Origin of the sequence: Paraburkholderia sp. IMGN_8, assembly GCF_038050405.1 — a bacterium.
Classification (GTDB): Bacteria; Pseudomonadota; Gammaproteobacteria; order Burkholderiales; family Burkholderiaceae; genus Paraburkholderia.
In genome coordinates, this window is record NZ_CP150900.1 from 623,011 (window position 1) to 642,608 (window position 19,598).

Genomic DNA, 19,598 nt, shown 5'->3' on the forward strand with positions numbered 1-19,598 from the left:
GGCAGGCTGGCGCAGTGTCCCGATAAGACGCGCGACGGCGGCAGCGCCGCGCGCCTCGTGTCAGTCTTTCAGTCAATCGGCCGTTTAGCCTGGTAGACGTCCGGCGCGCGGCACGGCAATGTTGCTATCCATCCACAGCCAGCATCCACGCGGCTTGCGAAGATGCGGCACCGCACTCGGAATGCCGCCGACCACTTATACTTTCGCCGAATTCAAGAAAAGGGCAGATGTGATGATGAAACTCATCGGTTCGCTCGGCAGCCCGTTCGTGCGTAAAGCGCGCATCGTGCTGGCCGACAAGAAGATCGACTACGAGCTGGTGCTGGAGAACGTCTGGGCGCCGGATACCGCGATTCACACCTTTAACCCGATCGGCAAGGTGCCGTGCCTCGTCATGGAAGACGGCGAAGCGGTGTTCGATTCGCGGGTGATCTGCGAGTACGTCGATACGCTCTCGCCGGTCGGCAAGCTGATTCCGCAGTCGGGGCGCGAGCGCGTCGAGGTGCGCTGCTGGGAAGCGTTGGCCGATGGCATGCTGGACGCGGCGGTGCTGATTCGCCTCGAGGGCACCCAGCGCACGCCCGAGCAGCGTGTGGACGCGTGGGTCGCGCGGCAGCAACGCAAGATCGACGAAGGCCTGATCGCGATGTCGCAGGGATTGGGCACCAAGCCCTGGTGCACGAGCAATCACTACACGCTCGCGGATATCGCAATGGGTTGCGCGCTGGGCTACCTCGATTTCCGCATGCCCGAGCTGAACTGGCGCGAAGCGTATCCGAATCTGGACAAGCATTTCCAGAAGCTGTCGCTGCGCCAGTCGTTTATCGATACGGTGCCGGCGAACTGAGCGAGCGGCGTGGGCGCCGCGGCGAGTCGAGTATGTTGAGTTCGCATCCGGCTTCACCGGCGCGCGCACAGCATATTCAGCAGCGGATCGCTTTGAATCAGTAAAGCCTGATTTGGTTAAAGAGGCGCGCGCATCTGGTTTTCAGAGCGCGCGCTTTTTTGTGGGCGGATTTTTGCGATTCAACAGCGCTTTTATGTATAAACCGCAGAAACGTAGTATCGGCGTTTTAGCGCAGCTTCAATTCTTACCGCTGCGCCGCCGCGTAATCCCTGGCCCGAACGCAAACCCGAAAGCCAGCAGGAACAACGAAATCGCCAGCACCGTGTTGTTGCCGCTCGTCACATAAGGCGTCCTGCCCGACGTGCCTTGTACTGTCACATCGAGCGAACCGACTGTGTAAGGCGTCAGGCGCCCCAGCACCTTGCCGTTAGCATCGATCGCAGCCGTCATGCCGGTGTTGGTCGCGCGCAGCATCGGCCGGCCGGTCTCCAGCGAACGCATCCGCGCAATCTGCAAATGCTGATCGAGCGCGATTGTGTCGCCGAACCAGGCGAGATTCGTCGAGTTGATCAGCACGCCCGCGGGCGTATCGCTCTCGCGGATGCTCCGCGCGATCTCTTCGCCGAAAATATCCTCGTAGCAAATATCGACGGCGACCGGCTGGTTATGCACGATGAACGGTTTCTGCACCGGCGCGCCACGTGCGAAATCGCCGAGCGGAATGCGCATCAGATTCACGAACCAGCGAAAACCCCATGGCACGAATTCGCCGAACGGCACGAGGTGGTGCTTATCGTAGCGATACACGTCGCGGGTGCCCGGCGTGACGCCGAACAGGCTGTTCGTATAGTCGATCACCTGACCTTCCGGGGTAATGGTGCCGCCGATCGCGCCGAACAGGACCGCGGTGCCCGTGGTATCCGAAAAGTTGCGCACCGCCGACGCAAACTGCGGCGGCAATTGTTGCGCGAGTACCGGAATGGCCGTTTCCGGCGTGACGACCAGGTCGGCGGGCCTCGACGTGATCATCTGCTGAAACTGGTCGATCGCGGCGCGCATGCCCGCTTCCTCGAACTTCATCTCCTGCTTGACGTTGCCTTGCAACAGGCGCACGGAGAGCGCCGCGTTGGCCGGTACGGTCCATTGCGCGAGCGGCAGCAGCAGGCCGGCCGCAAGCAGCGCGAGCGCGATCAGCGCCGGCACGGCGACACGTGCGCCACGCTTACTGCCTTTAGTGGTATCGAGCGGCTCACGCAAACGCACTAAAGCCTGCGCGATCAACGCCGCCACCAGCGCCAGCATCCAGCCGACGCCGTATACGCCCGCCACCGGCGCAAAACCGGCGAGCGGACCGTCGACCTGCGCATAGCCGCTCGCGAGCCACGGAAAACCGGTGAACACGGTGCCGCGCAGCCATTCACCGATCGCCCAGGCACTGGCAAAAGCCAGCGCGCCGTGCAAGGTCGGCGAAAAGGGTTTGTCGTCGTCGAGTGCGCCGTTGCGCGCGTGGCCGGCGCAGAAAGACCAGACACCCGCGGCCAGCGCCGGATAAAGCGCCAGATACAACGAGAACAGCACGACCGCCGCGCCCGCCAGCGGCGCGGCCATGCCGCCGTAGTCATGCATGCTGACGTACAGCCACCACACGCCGGTGACGAAGTTGCCGAAGCCAAATGCGCCGCCCGTCAGCGCGGCGCTCTTCCAGCCGGTCGTGCGTGTGAGCCACGTGAAGAAAAACGCGAAGATCACGAGTTCGAGCCAGCCGCCGTGCGGCGTCGGCGCAAACGAAAGCGTGTTGGCCGCACCGGCGGCCAAAGCGACGAGATAGTGCCAGCGGGGCAGTGCGCGGCCGCGTGTTTCCTCGGCGGCAGGGGCACTCACGCCGCGGCGCGAACGGGAAGTAATCGGGTCGGCCATTGTTGCGCGGTCGGCGTGAGGAGTTGAAGAAACGAAGAAGTGAAGCGGCTCAGGTCTGCACGTGCTGTGCGTCGCGCTCGCGCTGGCCGGCAAGCGGATCGCGGCGCACCAGCAGCATGTGAATCTGGCGGGCGTCGCCACGCAGAATCTCGAAGATCAGATCGTCGATGCGGACCTTTTCGCCACGATGCGGCACGCGTCCGAAGTGATGCGTGACGAGGCCGCCGATCGTATCGACTTCCTCGTCTGAGTAATGCGTGCCGAACGCCTCGTTGAACTGTTCGATCTCGGTGAGCGCGCGCACGCGGAACCGGCCGTCCGGCGAGGCGATGATGTTGCCGCTTTCCTCGTCGAAATCGTATTCGTCTTCAATATCGCCGACGATCTGTTCCAGCACGTCCTCAATCGTGATCAGACCGGCGACGCCGCCGTATTCGTCGACCACGACCGCGAGGTGATTGCGATTCACGCGAAAGTCGTGCAGCAGCACGTTCAGGCGTTTCGACTCTGGAATGAATACGGCGGGGCGCAGCATGCCGCGCACGTCGAATTCCTCTTCGGCGTAGTAGCGCAGCAGGTCTTTGGCCAGCAGCACGCCGATGATGTTGTCGCGATTGCCTTCAAAAACCGGATAGCGCGAGTGCGCTTTTTCCAGCACGTAGGGGATGAATTCGGCGGGATTGTCCGCGATGTTGATCGCGTCCATTTGTGCGCGCGGCACCATGATGTCGCGCGCGCAGAGCTCGGAAACCTGGAACACGCCCTCGATCATCGACAGCGAGTCGGCGTCGATCAGGTTGCGCTCGTGCGCGTCCTGCAGAATTTCCAGAAGTTCGCCGCGCGAGTCGGGCTCAGGCGAGATGAAGTCGGTCAGTCGCTCGAGGAGTGAGCGCTTTTCCTGCGGTTTGTCGATTTGGCGTCGACTGGGATACGTGTCGTTCATGGTAGTGCGCCCGGCAAGACTGGGCGCGCTGTTGCAGAGCATTAAGGATACACCAGGCACATGGCAGGACCGTGTCCCGCCGGGCGAGGCGCTGAGTGAAGCAGCCGTGAAACTGCCCCGTCGCTAACCGCGGGGCGTAGGTCAATCGTAACTGATAACGCGAGGAAAAGCGTTCTGAAGCAAAAAAGTGCGGCTTGTGGCGCAGTAGGCGGCACCGGTGCCGTCGAAACGGGTGTTGCCCGGTTGTCCGCGGGCTGCACGCGCAGTGGCCGTCCGGTGGCCGCCCGGCGGCGGACCTGAGTCGCTGCCGCTTTCGTCCCGATCGCCGGCCTGACTACTGCCTCGCCTCGCCGCTTTCCTCGCGGCAGCGCTCGAGCAGCGCTTCCAGCGCGCGGTCCGGCATGCCGCTTTCGCGCAGCGCATGCACGGTGCGGCTGACGTAGTCGAGCGTCGTGCCGTAGCGGCCGCGGGCGCAACCGAACACGGTTTTGACGACCTCGTCGCGCAGTTTGCCGGTGTAGGTGGACACGTCGCGGCGCATCACGAACGCGAGCGCATCGACGCGCCGGCCGTCGGCGAGCACGCACGGCAGCCATGCCGGACGATACGAACCCATCGCCATTTCACGGCGCCACAGTGCGTCGAGATGCGGCATCGCGCCCTCGGCGGCCAGGCGAAACGCAATACCGGTGCAGGAACCGCCGCGATCGAGCGCGAGCACGAGGCCCGGCTGTTCGGGCGTGCCGCGATTCACGCGCGACCACAGATACAGCCCGCGGTGGTAACCATGCACCTTGGAGCGGGTCGCTTCGACGGTGGGCAGGCCGGGATTCCAGATCAGCGAGCCATAGCCGAACAGCCACAGATCGCTTTTGCGGTCCCAGTCGCGCAACGTGCATTCGAGCGACGCGCGCAGCTCCTCGTCCGTCAGCAGCCGCGATTCGCCGAGCGCCGGCGGGTAGTCCGGACAGGGCTGGCGGGTGTCGGCTTCGGGGGAAGAGGTGCTCACGGCGGCTTTAAACGATGCTGTCGGCGGCTATTGATAAGGATCGGGGAAACCGAGCTTGCCGAGAATTTCAGTTTCGATCGCTTCCATTTCCTCAGCTTCTTCCTCGACCTCGTGATCGTAGCCTTGTGCATGGAGCGTGCCGTGCACCAGCAGATGCGCATAGTGCGCGACGAGCGGCTTGCCCTGCTCGGCGGCTTCTTTCTCGACCACCGGACAGCACAGGATCAGGTCGCCGGTCACCGGATCGTCTTCGGATTCGGCGTACGCGAAGGTCAGCACGTTGGTTGCGTAATCCTTGCCGCGATAGGTGCGGTTCAGCGTGCGGCCTTCTTCAGCGTCGACAAAACGCACCGTCAGCTCGCCGTCCGCGAAGAGCGCCGCGCGGATCCAGCCGGCCACGGTGGCGCGTGGCAGCAGCGCCTTGTGTTCCGGCCAGGCCTTGGCGGCGGGGAATTGCAGATTCAACGTCAATTTCGGAGCGCGGCTCATGCGTGATCGATTTGTTGCTTTCTTTGTGACGGCATTTTCAACCGCATTTTCAACTGCATTTTCAACGGTAATCGACGCCAATCAGCGAGAATCCGCCGGACTGGCGGTCTTCTGCGAATGCGCATCGTACGCCTCCACAATTCGCGCGACCAGCGGATGCCGCACCACGTCCGCGCTGGTGAAGCGCGTGAGCGCAATGCCTCGCACTTCCGACAGCACCTGCTGCGCCTCGATCAGTCCGCTCTTCGCACCGCGTGGCAAATCCACCTGCGTCGTGTCGCCGGTGACCACCGCCTTCGAGCCGAAGCCGATCCGCGTGAGGAACATCTTCATCTGTTCGGGCGTGGTGTTCTGCGCTTCGTCGAGGATGATGAACGCGTGGTTCAGCGTGCGGCCGCGCATGTACGCGAGCGGCGCGATTTCGATCATCTGCCGCTCGAACATCTTCGCGGTTTTGTCGAAGCCGAGCAGGTCGTACAGCGCGTCGTACAGTGGGCGCAGATACGGATCGACCTTCTGCGCCAGATCGCCCGGCAGGAAGCCGAGGCGTTCGCCCGCTTCGACAGCCGGACGCGTCAGCACGATGCGCTTGACCTGATCGCGCTCCAGCGCATCCACCGCGCAAGCCACCGCGAGATACGTCTTGCCCGTACCCGCCGGACCGACGCCGAAGGTCACGTCGTGCGAGATGATCTGCTTCAGATACTCGCGTTGCGCCGGCGTGCGGCCGCGCAGATCGGCGCGCCGCGTGTACAGCTTCGGGCCGAGTTCTTCGAGGTCTTCGTCATCGTTGTCGGCCGGTTGGTCGAACGGATGATCCGGATTGCCGGGGAAACGCGCATCGCCTTCTTCACTGCCTTTGCCGTTCGTGCGATGGCGCGCCGGATTGCGCACTTCGACGAGCGCAAGCTGGATGTCGTCGACCGACAGCGGCTCGCGTGCGTTGTTGTAGAAGTTTTCGAGCGCGGTGAGCGCGAGTTTCGCGCCGCGTCCACGAATCGCGATGCGATGGCCACGGCGTTGCAGCGTCACGTCGAGCGCCTGCTCGATCTGCCGCAGATTTTCATCGAGCGGTCCGCAGAGGTTGGCGAGCCGCGCGTTGTCTTCGCGCGGTGCGGTGAATTCCAGATGCTGCTGAGTGGTCTTCAAGGCGGTGGATCGATCCTGTCGGTTTCGAAACGGCTTAGTGGGTGGTGGCGGGTGCGTCGTCGTGCACCAGCACGAGTTCGCCGCGTAGCGAATGTGGGTACGCGTGGACGATTTTCACGTCGACCATCTGGCCGATCAGCCGTGCGTGCGACGCGATCGGCGCCGGGAAATTCACCACGCGATTGTTTTCGGTGCGGCCCGCGAGTTCGTTCGGGTCCTTGCGCGCCGGGCGCTCGACCAGAATCCGCTCGACCTTGCCGACCATCGAATCGCTGATGCGCTGCACGTTCTCTTCGATGGTGGCCTGCAAATGTTGCAGGCGTTTGAGCTTCACTTCGCGCGGCGTGTCGTCGTGCAGATTCGCTGCCGGCGTGCCGGGGCGCGGGCTGTAGATGAACGAGAAGCTGGTGTCGTACTTCATCTCGTTCACGAGTGCCATCATCTTGTCGAAGTCTTCTTCCGTCTCGCCGGGGAAGCCGACGATCATGTCCGTCGACAACGACAGGTCGGGGCGGATCGCGCGCAGCTTGCGGATCACCGACTTGTATTCGAGCACCGTATAGCCACGCTTCATCGCCATCAAAATGCGATCGGAGCCGTGCTGCACGGGAAGGTGCAGGTGGCTGACCAGCTTCGGCACTTTCGCGTAGGTGTCGATCAGGCGCTGCGTGAATTCCTTCGGATGCGACGTGGTGTAGCGAATCCGTTCGATGCCCGGAATATCGGCGATGTATTCGATCAGCGTCGCGAAGTCGGCGATTTCAGACGAGCCGAGCGTGAGGCCAGCGCGGTAAGCATTCACGTTCTGACCGAGCAGCGTGACTTCGCGCACGCCCTGGTCGGCGAGGCCGGCGATTTCGGTCAGCACGTCATCCAGCGGACGCGACACTTCCTCGCCGCGCGTGTACGGCACGACGCAGTAGCTGCAGTACTTGCTGCAACCTTCCATGATCGACACGAACGCGCTCGGGCCGTCGACGCGCGCCGGCGGCAGGTGATCGAACTTCTCGATTTCCGGAAACGAAATATCGACTTGCGCGCGGCCGCTTTCGCGGCGCTTGTCGATCATCTGCGGCAAACGGTGCAGCGTTTGCGGACCGAACACCAGATCGACATACGGTGCGCGCGCAACGATCGCCGCGCCTTCCTGGCTCGCCACGCAACCGCCGACGCCGATGATCAGATTCGGATTCGCTTCCTTCAGCTCGCGCACGCGGCCGAGGTCGGAGAAGACTTTTTCTTGGGCTTTTTCGCGCACCGAACAGGTGTTGAACAGAATGACGTCCGCGTCTTCCGGGGTGTCCGTCTTGACGAGGCCTTCAGCCGCGCCGAGTACGTCGACCATTTTGTCGGAGTCGTACTCGTTCATCTGGCAGCCAAAGGTCTTTACATAAACTTTCTTGGTCATCGAATTTCGCCGGTCGCAGTGGTTAACCTGGGGGCGTCGTTTAAAAGGTGAAAGAGAGGCCAAACGTGCGGGCAGCGTGCGGACGAGCCGCGGGACGGCGCGTGGGTTGCCTTTCCGGGCCACTTTCAATGCACGTTTGCAGCGTAGCTCAATATTATAGCCCTTCGTCGAATGAGGTTTCTGCCGCGGCCCGTGCTTCCGGCCGCTCCGGCGGCAGGCCCAGCAGGCCTTCCAGTTCGTCCGATACCTGCGCGAAGCGCTCGCTCAGGAAATCCAGCAGCACGCGCACGCGCGGCGCCATGAAACGGTTGCGGTGATAGAGCGCGTGCAGCGGCGCGTCGGGATAGCGCCACTCCGGCAGCAGGATTTTCAGGCCGTCGGCGCGCAAGTCCGCTTCCACGTCCCACATCGACTTGATCACGATTCCATAACCGCGCAGCGCCCACTCGCGGGCCACTGCGCCGTCGTTGGTCTCGCGCGCGGTGTCGAACGGCACGGTGTAGTGCTGCACTTCGTCGCCGCGCGTGAAGCGCCATTCGTTGACGGGCCCGGACGCGGTGCCGAGCACGATGCAGTCGAAATTCGCCAGATCGTGCGGATCCTTCGGCTCGCCGCGCCGCGCGATGTAGTCCGGCGACGCGCACAGCACGCGCCGGTTCGGCGCCAGTTTGCGCGCGACCAGCGAACTGTCCTGCGGCACGCCGAAGCGGATCGCGAGGTCGATGTCTTCCTGCACCAGATTCGACAGCGAGTCCGACAGCGTGAGCGCGAAAGTCACCTCCGGGTAGCGCGCGTTGAACTCGTCGAGCCAATGCATCAGCAGATTGCGGCCGAAGTCGGAGGTCGCGGAAATCCGCACCTTGCCGCGCACCACGCCCTGGCCGGCTTGCAGCGCGGCTTCGGCGTCGTCGAGCGATTGCAGCGCCTGGCGGCAGCAGTTGAGGTACAGCCGCCCTTCGTCGGTGAGCCGCAACTGGCGGGTGGTGCGCTCGAACAGGCGCGCTTTCAGGCCGGCTTCGAGCTTGGCCAGCCGCGCGCTGGCGGCGGCCGGTGTCAGGCCCATCTTGCGGCCCGCCGCCGACAGGCTGCCTTGCTGCGCCGCTTCGACGAACAGGCGAATGTCACCGAGGTTATCCATCGCAGTCTTTCAAAAAGAATTTGAAAATGCTTCAAATGCTACGCCAATTATCAAAACCACGCTGTCCGCCGACAATGCACTCCTCGAAAACCCTAATGTCCGCTGAGCCGCCAACGCCATGCAACTCGATCACGCGACGATCGTCACCGCCGATCTCGACACCGCCCGACGTTTTTTCGTCGACGTTGTCGGGCTGACGGATGGCGCGCGGCCGCCGTTCCGGATCGACGGCAATTGGCTGTATGCGAACGGCCGGCCGGTGATTCATCTGATCGACGCGACGGTGCAGGCCCAAGTGGGAAGGGCAGCGCCGCGCATCGATCACATTGCGTTCCGGCTCGAGAGTGCCGGCGAATGGCAGGCGTTGCTCGGCCGGCTGCATACGGCGGACGTGCCCTACCAGCTCGCCGAAGTGCCTCCGATGGGCCCGCAGCGAGCCGAATTACAACTGTTCGTCGCGCTCGCGCCGGGTGTGGTCATCGAATTCGTGACCGCGCTACGCCACGCTCAGCACGTGCAACTTTAGAACCTGGAGAAGATAGATGCCCATTCCATTACTGGCGTTAGCGATTAGCGCATTTGCAATCGGCACCACCGAGTTCGTGATCATGGGTTTGCTGCCCGAGGTCGCGCACGATCTGGCGGTGTCGATTCCGTCGGCCGGTTTGCTCGTGAGCGGCTATGCGCTCGGCGTCGCGGTCGGTGCGCCGCTACTCGCGGTGATCACCAGCAAGATGCCGCGCAAGCTCGCGCTGCAGTTGCTGATGGGCGTGTTCATCGTCGGCAACGTGCTGTGCGCGGTCGCTTCCGGCTATTCCGTGCTGATGATTGCGCGTGTGGTGACGTCGTTCGCGCACGGTTCGTTCTTCGGTATCGGCGCGGTGGTGGCGGCTTCGCTCGTGCCGGCCGAAAAGCGCGCGAGCGCGATTGCGCTGATGTTCACCGGCCTGACGCTGGCGAATGTGCTCGGCGTGCCGTTCGGCACCTTCATCGGCCAGGAGTTCGGCTGGCGCGCCGCGTTCTGGATCGTCGGCGTATTGGGCGTGCTGTCGCTGGCCGGTGTGTCGGCGCTGGTGCCGAACCGTCACGATTCCGGTCCGGTCGGCCTCGGTCATGAAGTGCGCGTGCTAAAGGATCCGCAGGTCTGGACCGCGCTCGCGATGACGGTGCTCGGCTTCGGCGGTGTGTTTGTCGTCTTCACCTATATCGCGCCGATTCTCGAGCAGGTGAGCGGCTTCTCGCCGCGCGGCGTGACGCTGATTCTGGTCCTGTTCGGCATCGGCCTGACGATCGGCAATACGGTGGGCGGCAAGCTCGCCGACCGCGCGCTGATGCCTTCGCTGATGGGCATTCTGGTCGCGCTCGCAGTGGTGATGGCGATCTTCGCGCGCACCAGCCACTCGCAGGTGGCCGCGGCGATTACCGTGTTCGTGTGGGGCATTGCCGCGTTCGCGACCGTGCCGCCGTTGCAGATGCGCGTGGTCGAGAAGGCGGCCGCGGCGCCGAATCTGGCTTCCACGTTGAACATCGGTGCGTTCAACGTCGGCAATGCGGGTGGCGCGTGGCTCGGCGGTCTCGTGATCAATCACGGTCATTCGCTCGATACGCTGCCTTGGGTGGCGGCGGCGGTCAGCGTGGTGGCTTTGCTGCTAGCGTGGTTCGCGGCGCGGATGGATGCGCCGGCATCGACCGTCGCGCTGCGTGCCTGAATGCGCCTGAGCGTACGGATCGGCATGCGGGCGCCCATATGAAAAATTCGCACAAGCTTTGCGAGAATCGTCCTCCGCAATGCTGATAACAGTGTGAAGATAACTTCGTTGGGTGCAGCCAGGGGCGATGCTATCTTGCTTCCACTAACCGCTTGCCCGCCGTCCGGCGGCGCTCCTGGAGGCAATCATGCATTCCCCGCTTGCGCTGGTTCGCGATCCCGCGGCTGACACCGAAGCGTCGCCGCGTGCCGCCGAACCCTTCGACGCACTTGAACATCTGGTCGGCGTGAATCTCGCCCGATTGCGCGCCGAGCGGCAACTGTCGCTCGACGCCTTGGCCCGCGCTTCGGGCGTTTCGCGAGCGATGCTCGCGCAGATCGAGTCGGCGCGCAGCGTGCCGTCGATCAAGGTGCTGTGCAAGGTCGCGGCGGCGTTGAAGGTGTCGGTGGCAGCGTTTTTGCGGCGTCACGCGACTAACGGCTTCGAGCATCTGCCGGCTGAACGTTCGTCGCGCGTGGTTAGTTCGAACGGGCGTTATTCGGCCCGGCCGCTTTATCCCGACGCCGAACCGACCGCCGCCGAGTTTCACGAGCTGCGTATCGCGCCGCTGCATACCGAGGCCGGCACGCGCCGCGCGCCGGGCACGACCGTGAATCTGGTGGTGAGCGAAGGCACGCTGGAAGTCAGCGTGCACGATCAGCGTCAATTGCTGGCAACGGGTGACGCGATCGTCTTCGATGCCGATCAGCCGCATAGCCTGCGCAACCCGGGCGACACCGAAGCGCGCGCGTTTCGTGTGACACTGAAGGCGGAATCGCCGCCGCGCTGGGACGTGCCTGCATCACACGATGCGACTCGGCAGACCGCGCCGGTTTAATGTATTGAGGCTTCGCGGCGCGAGTAGGGTCCCGCTTGCGCTGTTAAGCAGAGGTGTCCGTCTAATCCGTAGGGGTTGCGCTGCACGTCCGGCGCGACTGTTGTATGCTTTGCCCGCCGGTCGATCCGGCAATCAGTGCGTCTTCAGGGCGGGGTGAAATTCCCCACCGGCGGTATGCCGGCAGCGCGACAGCGTTAGCCGACGAGCCCGCGAGCGCCCGCGTCGTCAAGGTGTTTGGAACTGTGCAACTACGTTGCATGGGACCAGAGTAAGCGCTAACTCTGGTCGACACGGGGTCAGCAGATCTGGTGAGAAGCCAGAGCCGACGGTTAGAGTCCGGATGGAAGAAGATGTGCAGATAGTCATGTTCGTTTCCGTGGCGCCGCTTGTTGGTCGAGCGGTGTGCGAGCGTCGCTTTAAGCGGCGTTCAACGGCGCGTCTTTGTCTGTTTGCAATGCCCTGAAACGTTTTTCGCCCAACTTTTGCGATGAGCGTTTCAACTATGTCCTTTGCTGCTTTTCCTGCTCCGTCGGTGATTGCGAATGACGCATTCCTCGATCTCCCGCTGCTCGCCACCGAAGCCGTTCCGCCGCGTATCGCAGCCGCCTTGCAAGCGATGCGCGATGGCCGCGCCGTGGTCCTGCAAGACGATCACGACCGCGAGAACGAAGCCGATCTGATCGTTTCCGCCGAGCGTCTTTCCGTCGAAACCATGGCGCTGCTGATCCGCGAATGCAGCGGCATCGTCTGCCTGTGCCTGCCCGACGACAAGATCCGCGCGCTCGAATTGCCGCCGATGGCCGTCAACAACGAAAGCCGTCATGGCACCGCGTTCACCGTCTCGATCGAAGCACGCGACGGGGTGACGACCGGCGTGTCCGCGCTCGATCGCGTGACGACGATCCGCGCGGCAATCGCCGATACGGCGAAGCCTGCGGACATCGTGCGTCCGGGCCACGTGTTCCCGCTGCGTGCGATGCCGGGCGGCGTGCTGGCGCGCCGCGGCCACACCGAAGGCACGGTGGATCTGGCAATTCTCGCGGGCCTGAAGCCGGCCGGCGTGCTGTGCGAACTGATGAACGCGGACGGCACGATGACGCGCGGCGCGGATGTGGAGCGCTTCGCGGCGCAACACAATCTGCCAATGCTGACGATCGCCGAACTGGTGGAATTCCGTCAGGCGCTGGCGACGGCACGTGAATGCGTGGCCGACGAGGCGTGATGCGCGTATCCGCGCTGACCGTTGTTCGATAAAAAAGCCGGCGATCCAGCCGGCTTTTTTGTTGCATCATGGCGAGCCGTTAGCCGCTACGACTGCACGTCGCCGAATTCGCCGCGCACGCCTGCCTCGATCAACGCGGGCAACTCATCCATATGTTTCATGATGCGCGTCATGCCCATCTTGCGCAGCGCGTCCGCATAGCCGTCGGGGATATGACTCGCGCCGACGAAGGCGATCGTCTTCATGCCCGCCGCGCGCGCTGCGTTCAAGCCGGCCACGCTGTCTTCCACGACGATGCAGCGGGACGGCTCCACACCCAGTGTCTTGGCGGCGAACAGATACACATCCGGATAAGGCTTTGGCCGCGCGACCTGTTCGGCGCTGAATATCCGCTCGCCGAAAATCTGCTGCAAACCCGCGCGCCGCACCGACGCGTTTACACGCGCCATCCGGCTGTTCGACACCACCGCTGCCGGCAGTGTCACGCGTTGCAAGGCGTCGCGCACGCCGTTGATCGGACTGAGCGACGCCGCGAGCGCGAGCTCGACATTGTGTTCGATGGTGTTGAGGAAATCCGCCGGCAGGGTGACGTCGAACGACGTCTCGATGCCTTCGAGAAAGCGCGACGTCTGCTGGCCGAAGGCCGTTTTGACGACGGGTTCGAAGTCGAGGCCGGGGAAGGTGGCGGACAGCGTTTCGAGGAGCACGTGGTCAGCGATGATTTCGCTGTCGACGAGCACGCCGTCGCAGTCACAGATGAGGTGGTCGATCATGCGTTAATACGGAAAGCGAGAAGCGCACGAGCAAGACAGTTGCAAGCTCATGCGCGGAGATTGAAAGCAACATGATACGTGCTTTGGCGCCGCCTGCGCGGCGCCGTCGCTTTCCGTTCTCGCGTTTCCTTACTGCGCAATCAGTGCGCGTGCAGGTACATATACAGCGCTGTTGCCACCGCGCCACCCAGCAGCGGGCCGCAGACCGGAATCCACGAATAACGCCAGTCGCTGTCGCGCTTGCCCGGAATCGGCAGCAGCGCATGCATCAGACGCGGCGACAGGTCGCGCGCCGGGCTCATCGCGTAACCGGTCGGGCCGCCGAGCGAGATGCCGATGCCGAGCACCAGCAAGCCGACCGGCAGTGCGTCGAGCGCGCCCAGGCCGACTTGCGGCGACGCCAGATACAGCACGCCGAGAATCAGCACGAAGGTCGCGATCATCTCGGTCAGCAGGTTATGCGGCACGCTGCGAATCGCCGGCGACGTGCAGAACACGCCGAGCTTCACGTCGGCATCGCCTTCTTTCGCGAAGTGTTGACGATACGCGACCCACATGAGCAAGGCGCCCGCCATGCCGCCGAGCATCTGCGCCGCGACGTAGCCGGGGACCTTGGCCCAGGCGAACTTACCAGCGAGAGCGAGGCTGATCGTCACGACAGGATTCAGGTGCGCGCCGCTAAAAGAAGCGGTGACGTACACGGCGATGAACACCGCCATCGCCCAGCCCATCACGATTACGATCAGGTCCGCGCCTTTGCCCTTGGTGCGCGCGAGCAGCACGTTGGCGACCGCGCCGTTGCCGAGCAGAACCAGAAGGGCTGTGCCGATGAATTCCGCAATGTAAGGAGACATGGTTGGTTGTCCGAAATATAGTTATTAGGGAAGCCGCTGGAGGAAGCGGCTTCGTTATGTCGAAAGGTGTTTTATGGAGCGGTGAAACGCGCGGTCAGGGCGTGTCGGCCCAGGCCTTCGCGGCGCGAATCGCGCGCTGCCAGCCGTCGAGGCATGCCTTGACGTCAGCTTGTTCGAGCGCAGGCGTGAAGCGGCGATCGAGCTTCCACTGGCTTTGCAGTTCGTCGACGTCCTTCCAGTAGCCGACCGCGAGACCGGCCAGATACGCCGCGCCCAATGCGGTTGTTTCCGAAACCTGCGGGCGTACTGCGTCGACGCCGAGAATGTCCGCCTGGAACTGCATCAGCAGATTGTTCGCGCAAGCGCCGCCGTCCACACGCAGCTCGCCGATGCGAATACCGGAGTCGGCTTCCATTGCCTTCAGCACGTCGAGCGATTGGTACGCGATCGAATCGAGCGCGGCGCGTGCGATATGTGCCGAGGTCGTGCCGCGCGTCACGCCGAACAGCGTGCCGCGAGCGCGGGCGTTCCAGTGCGGCGCGCCGAGGCCGGCAAACGCGGGCACCAGATACACGCCGTCACTATGGGGCACGCTGCGCGCCATCGTTTCGGTTTCCGCAGCGTTCTTGATGATGCCGAGGCCGTCGCGCAGCCATTGCACCACGGCGCCGCCGATGAAGATGCTGCCTTCGAGCGCGTAGTTGATCTGGTCGCCGATCTGCCACGCGATCGTGGTGACGAGGTTGTTCTTCGATTCGATCGGCTTGTCGCCGGTGTTCATCACGAGGAAGCAGCCCGTGCCGTAGGTGTTCTTCACCATGCCCGACTGCGTGCACATCTGACCGAACAGCGCGGCGTGCTGGTCGCCGGCGATGCCCGCGAGCGGAATCTTCGACGCGAATACGGTGGTCTTGGTCGGCCCATACACTTCCGACGACGCACGCACTTCCGGCAACATGCTGCGCGGAATGTCGAGCGCTTCGAGCAGTTCGTCGTCCCACTTCAGCGTGTGAATGTTGAACAGCATCGTGCGCGACGCGTTGGTCACATCGGTGACGTGCAGGCCGCCCTTGGTGAAATTCCACACCAGCCAGCTGTCGACCGTACCGAACGCGAGGCGTCCTTGCTTCGCCTTTTCGCGTGCGCCTTCGACGTTGTCGAGAATCCAGCGGATCTTGGTCGCCGAGAAATACGAGTCGATCGGCAGACCGGTTTTCGCGCGAACTTTTTCTTCGAGACCTTGCTCCTTGAGCTGGTCGCAGAAGTCGGCGGTGCGGCGGTCTTGCCAGACGATCGCGTTGTAGATCGGATGCCCGGTTTCGCGGTCCCATACGATGGTGGTTTCGCGCTGATTGGTGATGCCGATCGCGGCGATCGACGTGCCGTTCATGCCGGCGCGCGTGACGGCTTCGGCGGCGACGCCGGCCTGGGTCGACCAGATTTCCTGCGGATCGTGCTCGACCCAACCCGGGCGCGGATAGATTTGCTGAAATTCTTTCTGAGCGGTCGACACGACATTGCCGAGCCGGTCGAATAGCATTGCGCGGGAGCTGGTGGTGCCTTGGTCAAGCGCGAGGATGTATTGATCCTGCATTGTGTCTTCTCCATGCGTTTTATGAATCGCCGGAATGCGAGCCGGCGACGGGAACGGCTTGTTGTTTTAAGCGGGCTGCAACAGCTTGCGGTGGTGCGTCCCGGCTTTGTCCGTAGCCGAGGGGTGAAGCGTTTCAGGTTGTGCGATCGGGCCGCGTTGCGATGGCCTTACGCGTTCTGCTTTTGTCTAACGGGCTCGCGGGCGAACCACGCGTCGATCTCGTGGGTGACCGACTCGAGCGTGCCGGGCTCGACGTGCAATCCGAGCTTCGAGCGGCGCCACAACACGTCCTGTGCGCTGCGCGCCCATTCGGTGTCGCGCAGATAAACGAGTTCTGCTTCGTAGAGACCGGGCGCGAATGCGTTGCCGAGTTCAGCGAGCGAGCGTGCCTTGCCGATCAGGTCCTTGACTCGCGTGCCATACGCGCGAGCGAGGCGATGTGCCAGTTCGGCGGGGAGCCACGCATGCTGTTGCTTGAACTGGGCGAGAAAGCGCTCGAAGTTGGCTTGCGGAATATCGCCGCCGGGTAATGGCACACCGGCCGTCCACGAAGGCGTGTTGTTTTGCAGCGCTTGCGCTAGTTTGTCGACGGCTTCTTCGGCCAGCTTGCGGAATGTTGTGATTTTGCCGCCGAACACAGACAGAAGTGGTGCTTCGCTCGCGGGTGCGTCGAGTTCGAGCGAGTAATCGCGCGTGACCGCCGACGGGTTGTCCGCGCCTTCTTCTTCGAGCAGCGGACGCACGCCCGAGTAGGTCCAGCGTACGTCTTGCGGCGTGATCTTCTGCTTGAAGTAGCGGTTGATCGAATCGCACAGATACTGCGTTTCGTCCGGCGTGATCGCGACTTGCGACGGATCGCCGCGATATTCGATGTCGGTCGTGCCGATCAGCGTGTAGTCGTGTTCGTACGGAATCGCGAAGATGATCCGCTTGTCCGGGTTCTGGAAGATGTACGCATGATCGTGTTCGAACAGGCGCCGCGTGACGATGTGGCTGCCTTTCACGAGGCGCACGCTGTGCGTTGCTTCCCGGCCGAGCGCGCCTTGCAGCAGTTCGCCGACCCACGGACCCGCCGCGTTAGCAATCGAGGCGGCGCGCACGTCGAGGATCGTGCCGTCGGCGCGCTTGAGTTGTGCGCGCCATTCGCCGCCGGCGCGCACCGCGCTCACCAGCTTGGTGCGTGTGAGAATCTTCGCGCCGCGTTCCTGCGCGTCCAGCGCGTTCAGCACGACCAGGCGCGCGTCATTCACCCAGCCGTCCGAATACACGAAACCGCGTTTGATCGAATCGACCAGCGGCGCGCCCGCCGGATGGCGGCGCATATCGATGCCGCGCGAGCCGGGCAGCAGTTCGCGTTTGGCGAGATGGTCGTAAAGGAAGAGGCCGGCGCGGATCAGCCAGGCGGGGCGCAGATCGGGCATGTGCGGCATCACGAAACGCAGCGGCCACATGATGTGCGGAGCCGCGCGCAGCAGCGTTTCGCGCTCCTGCAAGGCTTTGCGCACCAGCCCGAACTCGCGGTACTCGAGGTAGCGCAGGCCGCCGTGAATCAGCTTCGTGCTGGCCGACGACGTATGCGCCGCCAGATCGTCCTGTTCGCAGAGCAATACCGACAGGCCACGGCCCGCCGCATCGCGTGCGATGCCTGCGCCGTTGATCCCGCCGCCCACGACGAGCAAATCGTACTTTGAGCCTTGCGTCACCTGCTGTGTCCCCTACGCCGTATTCGGAAGCTATCTGAAAAAACTATCGAACCGATAGTGTTCGTTTTCGAACTTTAATGAACATATTCGAAAAAGTAAAGTTCGGTTTGTCTAAGAATTCCTCTAACAGTTAGCCAGGGCGGTGGCGCAACGCGCGGCCACGGACGATACTCTCGGCAGCAGCCATATCGAGGTGAATTCATGCGTGGACTTTGGATGATCGGCGCGGCGGCGCTTGTCGCGGGATGCGTCAGCACGCCGAGCTTGAAGGGGACGAGGGGCGCGCCGTCGTTTGCGTCGTTGCAACAGATGTGCAGCGCGCAGACGGTCGACTACGGCAACGACGCGCAAGGCGTCTACGTGACGCTGTTCGATGCGTATGTGGCGAATCGGCGCGGCAGGCTGTCGAAGGATGACTACTGTGCGTTCCAGACGTCGATCGCGCAGCACTACACGAGCCTGGGCGTGAGCAGCGACCCGCAGGCACGGAATCAGTGGGTCACGTTCTTTACCGACCAGCGTGTCAAGGCGTTGAGCTGGCGCGCTGCGGTGGATCCGACCTTGCGCAGCGGCTGAGTTTTTTGCTTGGTTTTCCGCGCAGTTCCCTGTGTAGTTGCCTGATTAGCTCGCTCAGGCCTTGGCGCGCTGCGGCTGCGCGCCGCGCCACAACATCTGGCGAATCTGCGCGAGCACGGCCTCGCGCGTCGGCGCCTTGCTCGCGGCGGGCTGCTGCGCTTGCGGCAGCGGCAGATGATTGGCGAGCGCCAGCATCGTGAAGCCGTGCAGGCTCGCCCAATACGCGTAGCCGATCAACTGTGGATCGCCTTCCAGAATGCCCGCGGCGACGAGCCGCTCGAAATGCGCGCCGAGCATGTGCCACGCTCGCTGCGACGCGGCTGCGAGTTCCGGGTAGCCGCTTTCCTGCTGCGTCAGATCGAACATCAAACGATACGCGTGCGGTTCGTCGAGCGCGAACGCGACGTACGCGTCGCCGACGGCCGAGTGGTTGGTCTCCTCTGGGGCCAGCTTGGCTGCTGCCTCCAGACGCGCCGCGAAGCGGTTGAACGCCGCGGCACGGACCATCGCGAGAATCTCGTCCTTGTCGCGGAAGTAGCGGTAGGGTGTCATCGCGCTGCAACCCAGTTCTTTCGCCAGTTCGCGCATCGTCACGCCCTGTGCGCCGCGCGTGGCGAAGGCGTTCTCGGCCACGCGCCGCATGGTTTCGCGGAATTGCTGGATGTCGTCGGAGGAGAGCGTTTTTGGCATGCGCGAAGGCAGAGGGTCCGTCGCGTCAATTTACTGTGTAAATGAATTGTGCACAACAAAACGTCCGCGTGAGCGGACCGACAGCTTTGCAGAAACAGAATGCGAGGCAGCTTTCAGGGGCGCGCGCCTTTACAACCAGCAACAGCCAGCGCGCAGCCCACCTTCAGCTGCCGAACGTCGACCGCACAGGCCGACGTACCTGAAAAAACACTACGAGAAACGTTTAATGGCTCGAATTGCGCTGTCGCCGGATTCGGTCACGCGCCATTGTTCGTTGCCCGACGCGAGCCGTTCGAGTTGTACGAGCTGGCGTTCCAGCAGGGCGTCGAGTTCTTCTCGCTCCATGTCGACTTGATTGGGAGCGTCCTTGACGAGCAACAACGTGGCGAATTCATGCGGACTCAGCATCGTTTCTCTCCATGTCAAGCTAGCGCGGACGGCCTTGCCGGCGACTGGCCATATGCCAGTGGAGTCCGCTAGAGGATCAGGCGGGAAATACGGCTAATACACACAGGTTCATGCAACCGGCACTACGCGCAACGCGGAACGGACGCCGGGGAACTGGAGTGTAGTCAACCGCACGTTAAACACCAAATGGGTCCCAGTAAATTTTTCCTTTGACAATTGCGCCATGCAGAGGCGGTTTGGGGCCGCGCTCAAATCCTTGATTTCACTCGAAGTTTTGCGTGCGCTGCAACAT

General features: G+C 63.2%; 19 protein-coding genes and 1 riboswitch. Of the genes, 6 read left to right on the forward strand and 13 right to left on the reverse strand.

The features are described from left to right. The first annotated feature begins 232 nt into the window (after nt 1-232). Nucleotides 233-847, forward strand: a complete 615-nt coding sequence (locus WN982_RS03070; protein WP_341314327.1) for a glutathione S-transferase C-terminal domain-containing protein — start codon at nt 233-235, stop codon at nt 845-847. 237 nt (nt 848-1,084) lie between these two features. Here the strand turns inward: WN982_RS03070 and lnt are convergent, their stop codons facing one another. The 7 genes from lnt to WN982_RS03105 form a co-directional block, all read right to left on the reverse strand. Next, nucleotides 1,085-2,764, reverse strand: a complete 1,680-nt coding sequence (gene lnt, locus WN982_RS03075) for an apolipoprotein N-acyltransferase (RefSeq protein WP_341314328.1) — start codon at nt 2,762-2,764, stop codon at nt 1,085-1,087. 49 nt (nt 2,765-2,813) lie between these two features. Then, nucleotides 2,814-3,707: a transporter associated domain-containing protein gene (locus WN982_RS03080; protein WP_341314329.1), complete on the reverse strand. Its 894-nt coding sequence runs from the start codon at nt 3,705-3,707 to the stop codon at nt 2,814-2,816. Nucleotides 3,708-4,041: 334 nt separating this feature from the next. Then, nucleotides 4,042-4,716 (reverse strand): gamma-glutamylcyclotransferase, encoded by a 675-nt coding sequence (locus tag WN982_RS03085; RefSeq protein WP_341314330.1) that lies wholly within the window; start codon nt 4,714-4,716, stop codon nt 4,042-4,044. Between the two features lie 27 nt (nt 4,717-4,743). Further along, complete coding sequence (gene ybeY / locus WN982_RS03090) at nt 4,744-5,205, reverse strand: rRNA maturation RNase YbeY (protein WP_341314331.1); 462 nt, start codon at nt 5,203-5,205, stop codon at nt 4,744-4,746. Between the two features lie 81 nt (nt 5,206-5,286). Then, complete coding sequence (locus WN982_RS03095; protein ID WP_341314332.1) at nt 5,287-6,354, reverse strand: PhoH family protein; 1,068 nt, start codon at nt 6,352-6,354, stop codon at nt 5,287-5,289. A gap of 34 nt (nt 6,355-6,388) precedes the next feature. Further along, the gene (gene miaB / locus WN982_RS03100; RefSeq protein ID WP_341314333.1) at nt 6,389-7,762 is read right to left on the reverse strand and encodes a tRNA (N6-isopentenyl adenosine(37)-C2)-methylthiotransferase MiaB; all 1,374 of its coding nucleotides are present in this window, start codon (nt 7,760-7,762) and stop codon (nt 6,389-6,391) included. A gap of 154 nt (nt 7,763-7,916) precedes the next feature. After that, complete coding sequence (locus WN982_RS03105; protein ID WP_341314334.1) at nt 7,917-8,900, reverse strand: LysR family transcriptional regulator; 984 nt, start codon at nt 8,898-8,900, stop codon at nt 7,917-7,919. Between the two features lie 118 nt (nt 8,901-9,018). Here WN982_RS03105 and WN982_RS03110 point away from each other — a divergent pair, with 118 nt between their 5' ends. From WN982_RS03110 to ribB, 4 genes are all read left to right on the forward strand, one after another. Continuing rightward, a complete protein-coding gene (locus WN982_RS03110; RefSeq protein WP_341314335.1) occupies nt 9,019-9,426 on the forward strand; it encodes an extradiol dioxygenase in 408 nt (135 codons plus the stop codon). Between the two features lie 16 nt (nt 9,427-9,442). Next, nucleotides 9,443-10,609 carry an MFS transporter gene (locus WN982_RS03115; RefSeq protein ID WP_341314336.1) on the forward strand — a complete coding sequence of 389 codons (1,167 nt, stop codon included), beginning with the start codon at nt 9,443-9,445 and terminating at the stop codon, nt 10,607-10,609. Between the two features lie 187 nt (nt 10,610-10,796). Beyond that, entirely contained in the window at nt 10,797-11,486 is a 690-nt protein-coding gene (locus WN982_RS03120) for an XRE family transcriptional regulator (RefSeq protein ID WP_341314337.1), read from the forward strand. Nucleotides 11,487-11,621: 135 nt separating this feature from the next. Beyond that, nucleotides 11,622-11,842: riboswitch (FMN riboswitch) on the forward strand. A 146-nt stretch (nt 11,843-11,988) separates the two neighbouring features. Next, the gene (ribB, locus tag WN982_RS03125; protein WP_341314338.1) at nt 11,989-12,708 is read left to right on the forward strand and encodes a 3,4-dihydroxy-2-butanone-4-phosphate synthase; all 720 of its coding nucleotides are present in this window, start codon (nt 11,989-11,991) and stop codon (nt 12,706-12,708) included. 86 nt (nt 12,709-12,794) lie between these two features. Here ribB and WN982_RS03130 read toward each other — a convergent pair whose 3' ends face one another. The 4 genes from WN982_RS03130 to glpD all read right to left on the reverse strand — a co-directional run bounded on the left by WN982_RS03130 (nt 12,795) and on the right by glpD (nt 17,632). Then, nucleotides 12,795-13,481, reverse strand: coding sequence for an HAD family hydrolase (locus WN982_RS03130; protein WP_341314339.1), 687 nt, complete (start codon nt 13,479-13,481; stop codon nt 12,795-12,797). Between the two features lie 140 nt (nt 13,482-13,621). Then, the gene (locus tag WN982_RS03135; protein WP_341314340.1) at nt 13,622-14,335 is read right to left on the reverse strand and encodes an MIP/aquaporin family protein; all 714 of its coding nucleotides are present in this window, start codon (nt 14,333-14,335) and stop codon (nt 13,622-13,624) included. A gap of 94 nt (nt 14,336-14,429) precedes the next feature. After that, on the reverse strand, nt 14,430-15,929 hold the full coding sequence (glpK, locus tag WN982_RS03140) for a glycerol kinase GlpK (protein WP_341314341.1): 1,500 nt from the start codon (nt 15,927-15,929) through the stop codon (nt 14,430-14,432). A gap of 167 nt (nt 15,930-16,096) precedes the next feature. Beyond that, the gene (gene glpD, locus WN982_RS03145) at nt 16,097-17,632 is read right to left on the reverse strand and encodes a glycerol-3-phosphate dehydrogenase (protein ID WP_341314342.1); all 1,536 of its coding nucleotides are present in this window, start codon (nt 17,630-17,632) and stop codon (nt 16,097-16,099) included. Nucleotides 17,633-17,833: 201 nt separating this feature from the next. Here glpD and WN982_RS03150 point away from each other — a divergent pair, with 201 nt between their 5' ends. Then, a complete protein-coding gene (locus tag WN982_RS03150; protein WP_341314343.1) occupies nt 17,834-18,208 on the forward strand; it encodes a hypothetical protein in 375 nt (124 codons plus the stop codon). A gap of 54 nt (nt 18,209-18,262) precedes the next feature. Here the strand turns inward: WN982_RS03150 and WN982_RS03155 are convergent, their stop codons facing one another. Both WN982_RS03155 and WN982_RS03160 read right to left on the reverse strand, forming a co-directional pair. Continuing rightward, nucleotides 18,263-18,898, reverse strand: coding sequence for a TetR/AcrR family transcriptional regulator (locus tag WN982_RS03155; protein WP_341314344.1), 636 nt, complete (start codon nt 18,896-18,898; stop codon nt 18,263-18,265). Between the two features lie 210 nt (nt 18,899-19,108). Beyond that, entirely contained in the window at nt 19,109-19,306 is a 198-nt protein-coding gene (locus tag WN982_RS03160) for a hypothetical protein (RefSeq protein ID WP_341314345.1), read from the reverse strand. Nucleotides 19,307-19,598: the final 292 nt, after the last annotated feature.

Bases quoted from the DNA above. Each gene is read 5' to 3' on its own strand.
- WN982_RS03110 (WP_341314335.1), top strand. From the start codon at position 9,019: ATGCAACTCGATCACGCGACGATCGTCACCGCCGATCTCGACACCGCC.
- WN982_RS03080 (WP_341314329.1), bottom strand. From the start codon at position 3,707: ATGAACGACACGTATCCCAGTCGACGCCAAATCGACAAACCGCAGGAA.
- lnt (WP_341314328.1), bottom strand. From the start codon at position 2,764: ATGGCCGACCCGATTACTTCCCGTTCGCGCCGCGGCGTGAGTGCCCCT.
- WN982_RS03130 (WP_341314339.1), bottom strand. From the start codon at position 13,481: ATGATCGACCACCTCATCTGTGACTGCGACGGCGTGCTCGTCGACAGC.
- ribB (WP_341314338.1), top strand. From the start codon at position 11,989: ATGTCCTTTGCTGCTTTTCCTGCTCCGTCGGTGATTGCGAATGACGCA.
- glpK (WP_341314341.1), bottom strand. From the start codon at position 15,929: ATGCAGGATCAATACATCCTCGCGCTTGACCAAGGCACCACCAGCTCC.
- WN982_RS03135 (WP_341314340.1), bottom strand. From the start codon at position 14,335: ATGTCTCCTTACATTGCGGAATTCATCGGCACAGCCCTTCTGGTTCTG.
- ybeY (WP_341314331.1), bottom strand. From the start codon at position 5,205: ATGAGCCGCGCTCCGAAATTGACGTTGAATCTGCAATTCCCCGCCGCC.
- WN982_RS03105 (WP_341314334.1), bottom strand. From the start codon at position 8,900: ATGGATAACCTCGGTGACATTCGCCTGTTCGTCGAAGCGGCGCAGCAA.
- WN982_RS03070 (WP_341314327.1), top strand. From the start codon at position 233: ATGATGAAACTCATCGGTTCGCTCGGCAGCCCGTTCGTGCGTAAAGCG.
- WN982_RS03150 (WP_341314343.1), top strand. From the start codon at position 17,834: ATGCGTGGACTTTGGATGATCGGCGCGGCGGCGCTTGTCGCGGGATGC.
- WN982_RS03160 (WP_341314345.1), bottom strand. From the start codon at position 19,306: ATGCTGAGTCCGCATGAATTCGCCACGTTGTTGCTCGTCAAGGACGCT.
- WN982_RS03115 (WP_341314336.1), top strand. From the start codon at position 9,443: ATGCCCATTCCATTACTGGCGTTAGCGATTAGCGCATTTGCAATCGGC.
- WN982_RS03155 (WP_341314344.1), bottom strand. From the start codon at position 18,898: ATGCCAAAAACGCTCTCCTCCGACGACATCCAGCAATTCCGCGAAACC.
- miaB (WP_341314333.1), bottom strand. From the start codon at position 7,762: ATGACCAAGAAAGTTTATGTAAAGACCTTTGGCTGCCAGATGAACGAG.
- WN982_RS03120 (WP_341314337.1), top strand. From the start codon at position 10,797: ATGCATTCCCCGCTTGCGCTGGTTCGCGATCCCGCGGCTGACACCGAA.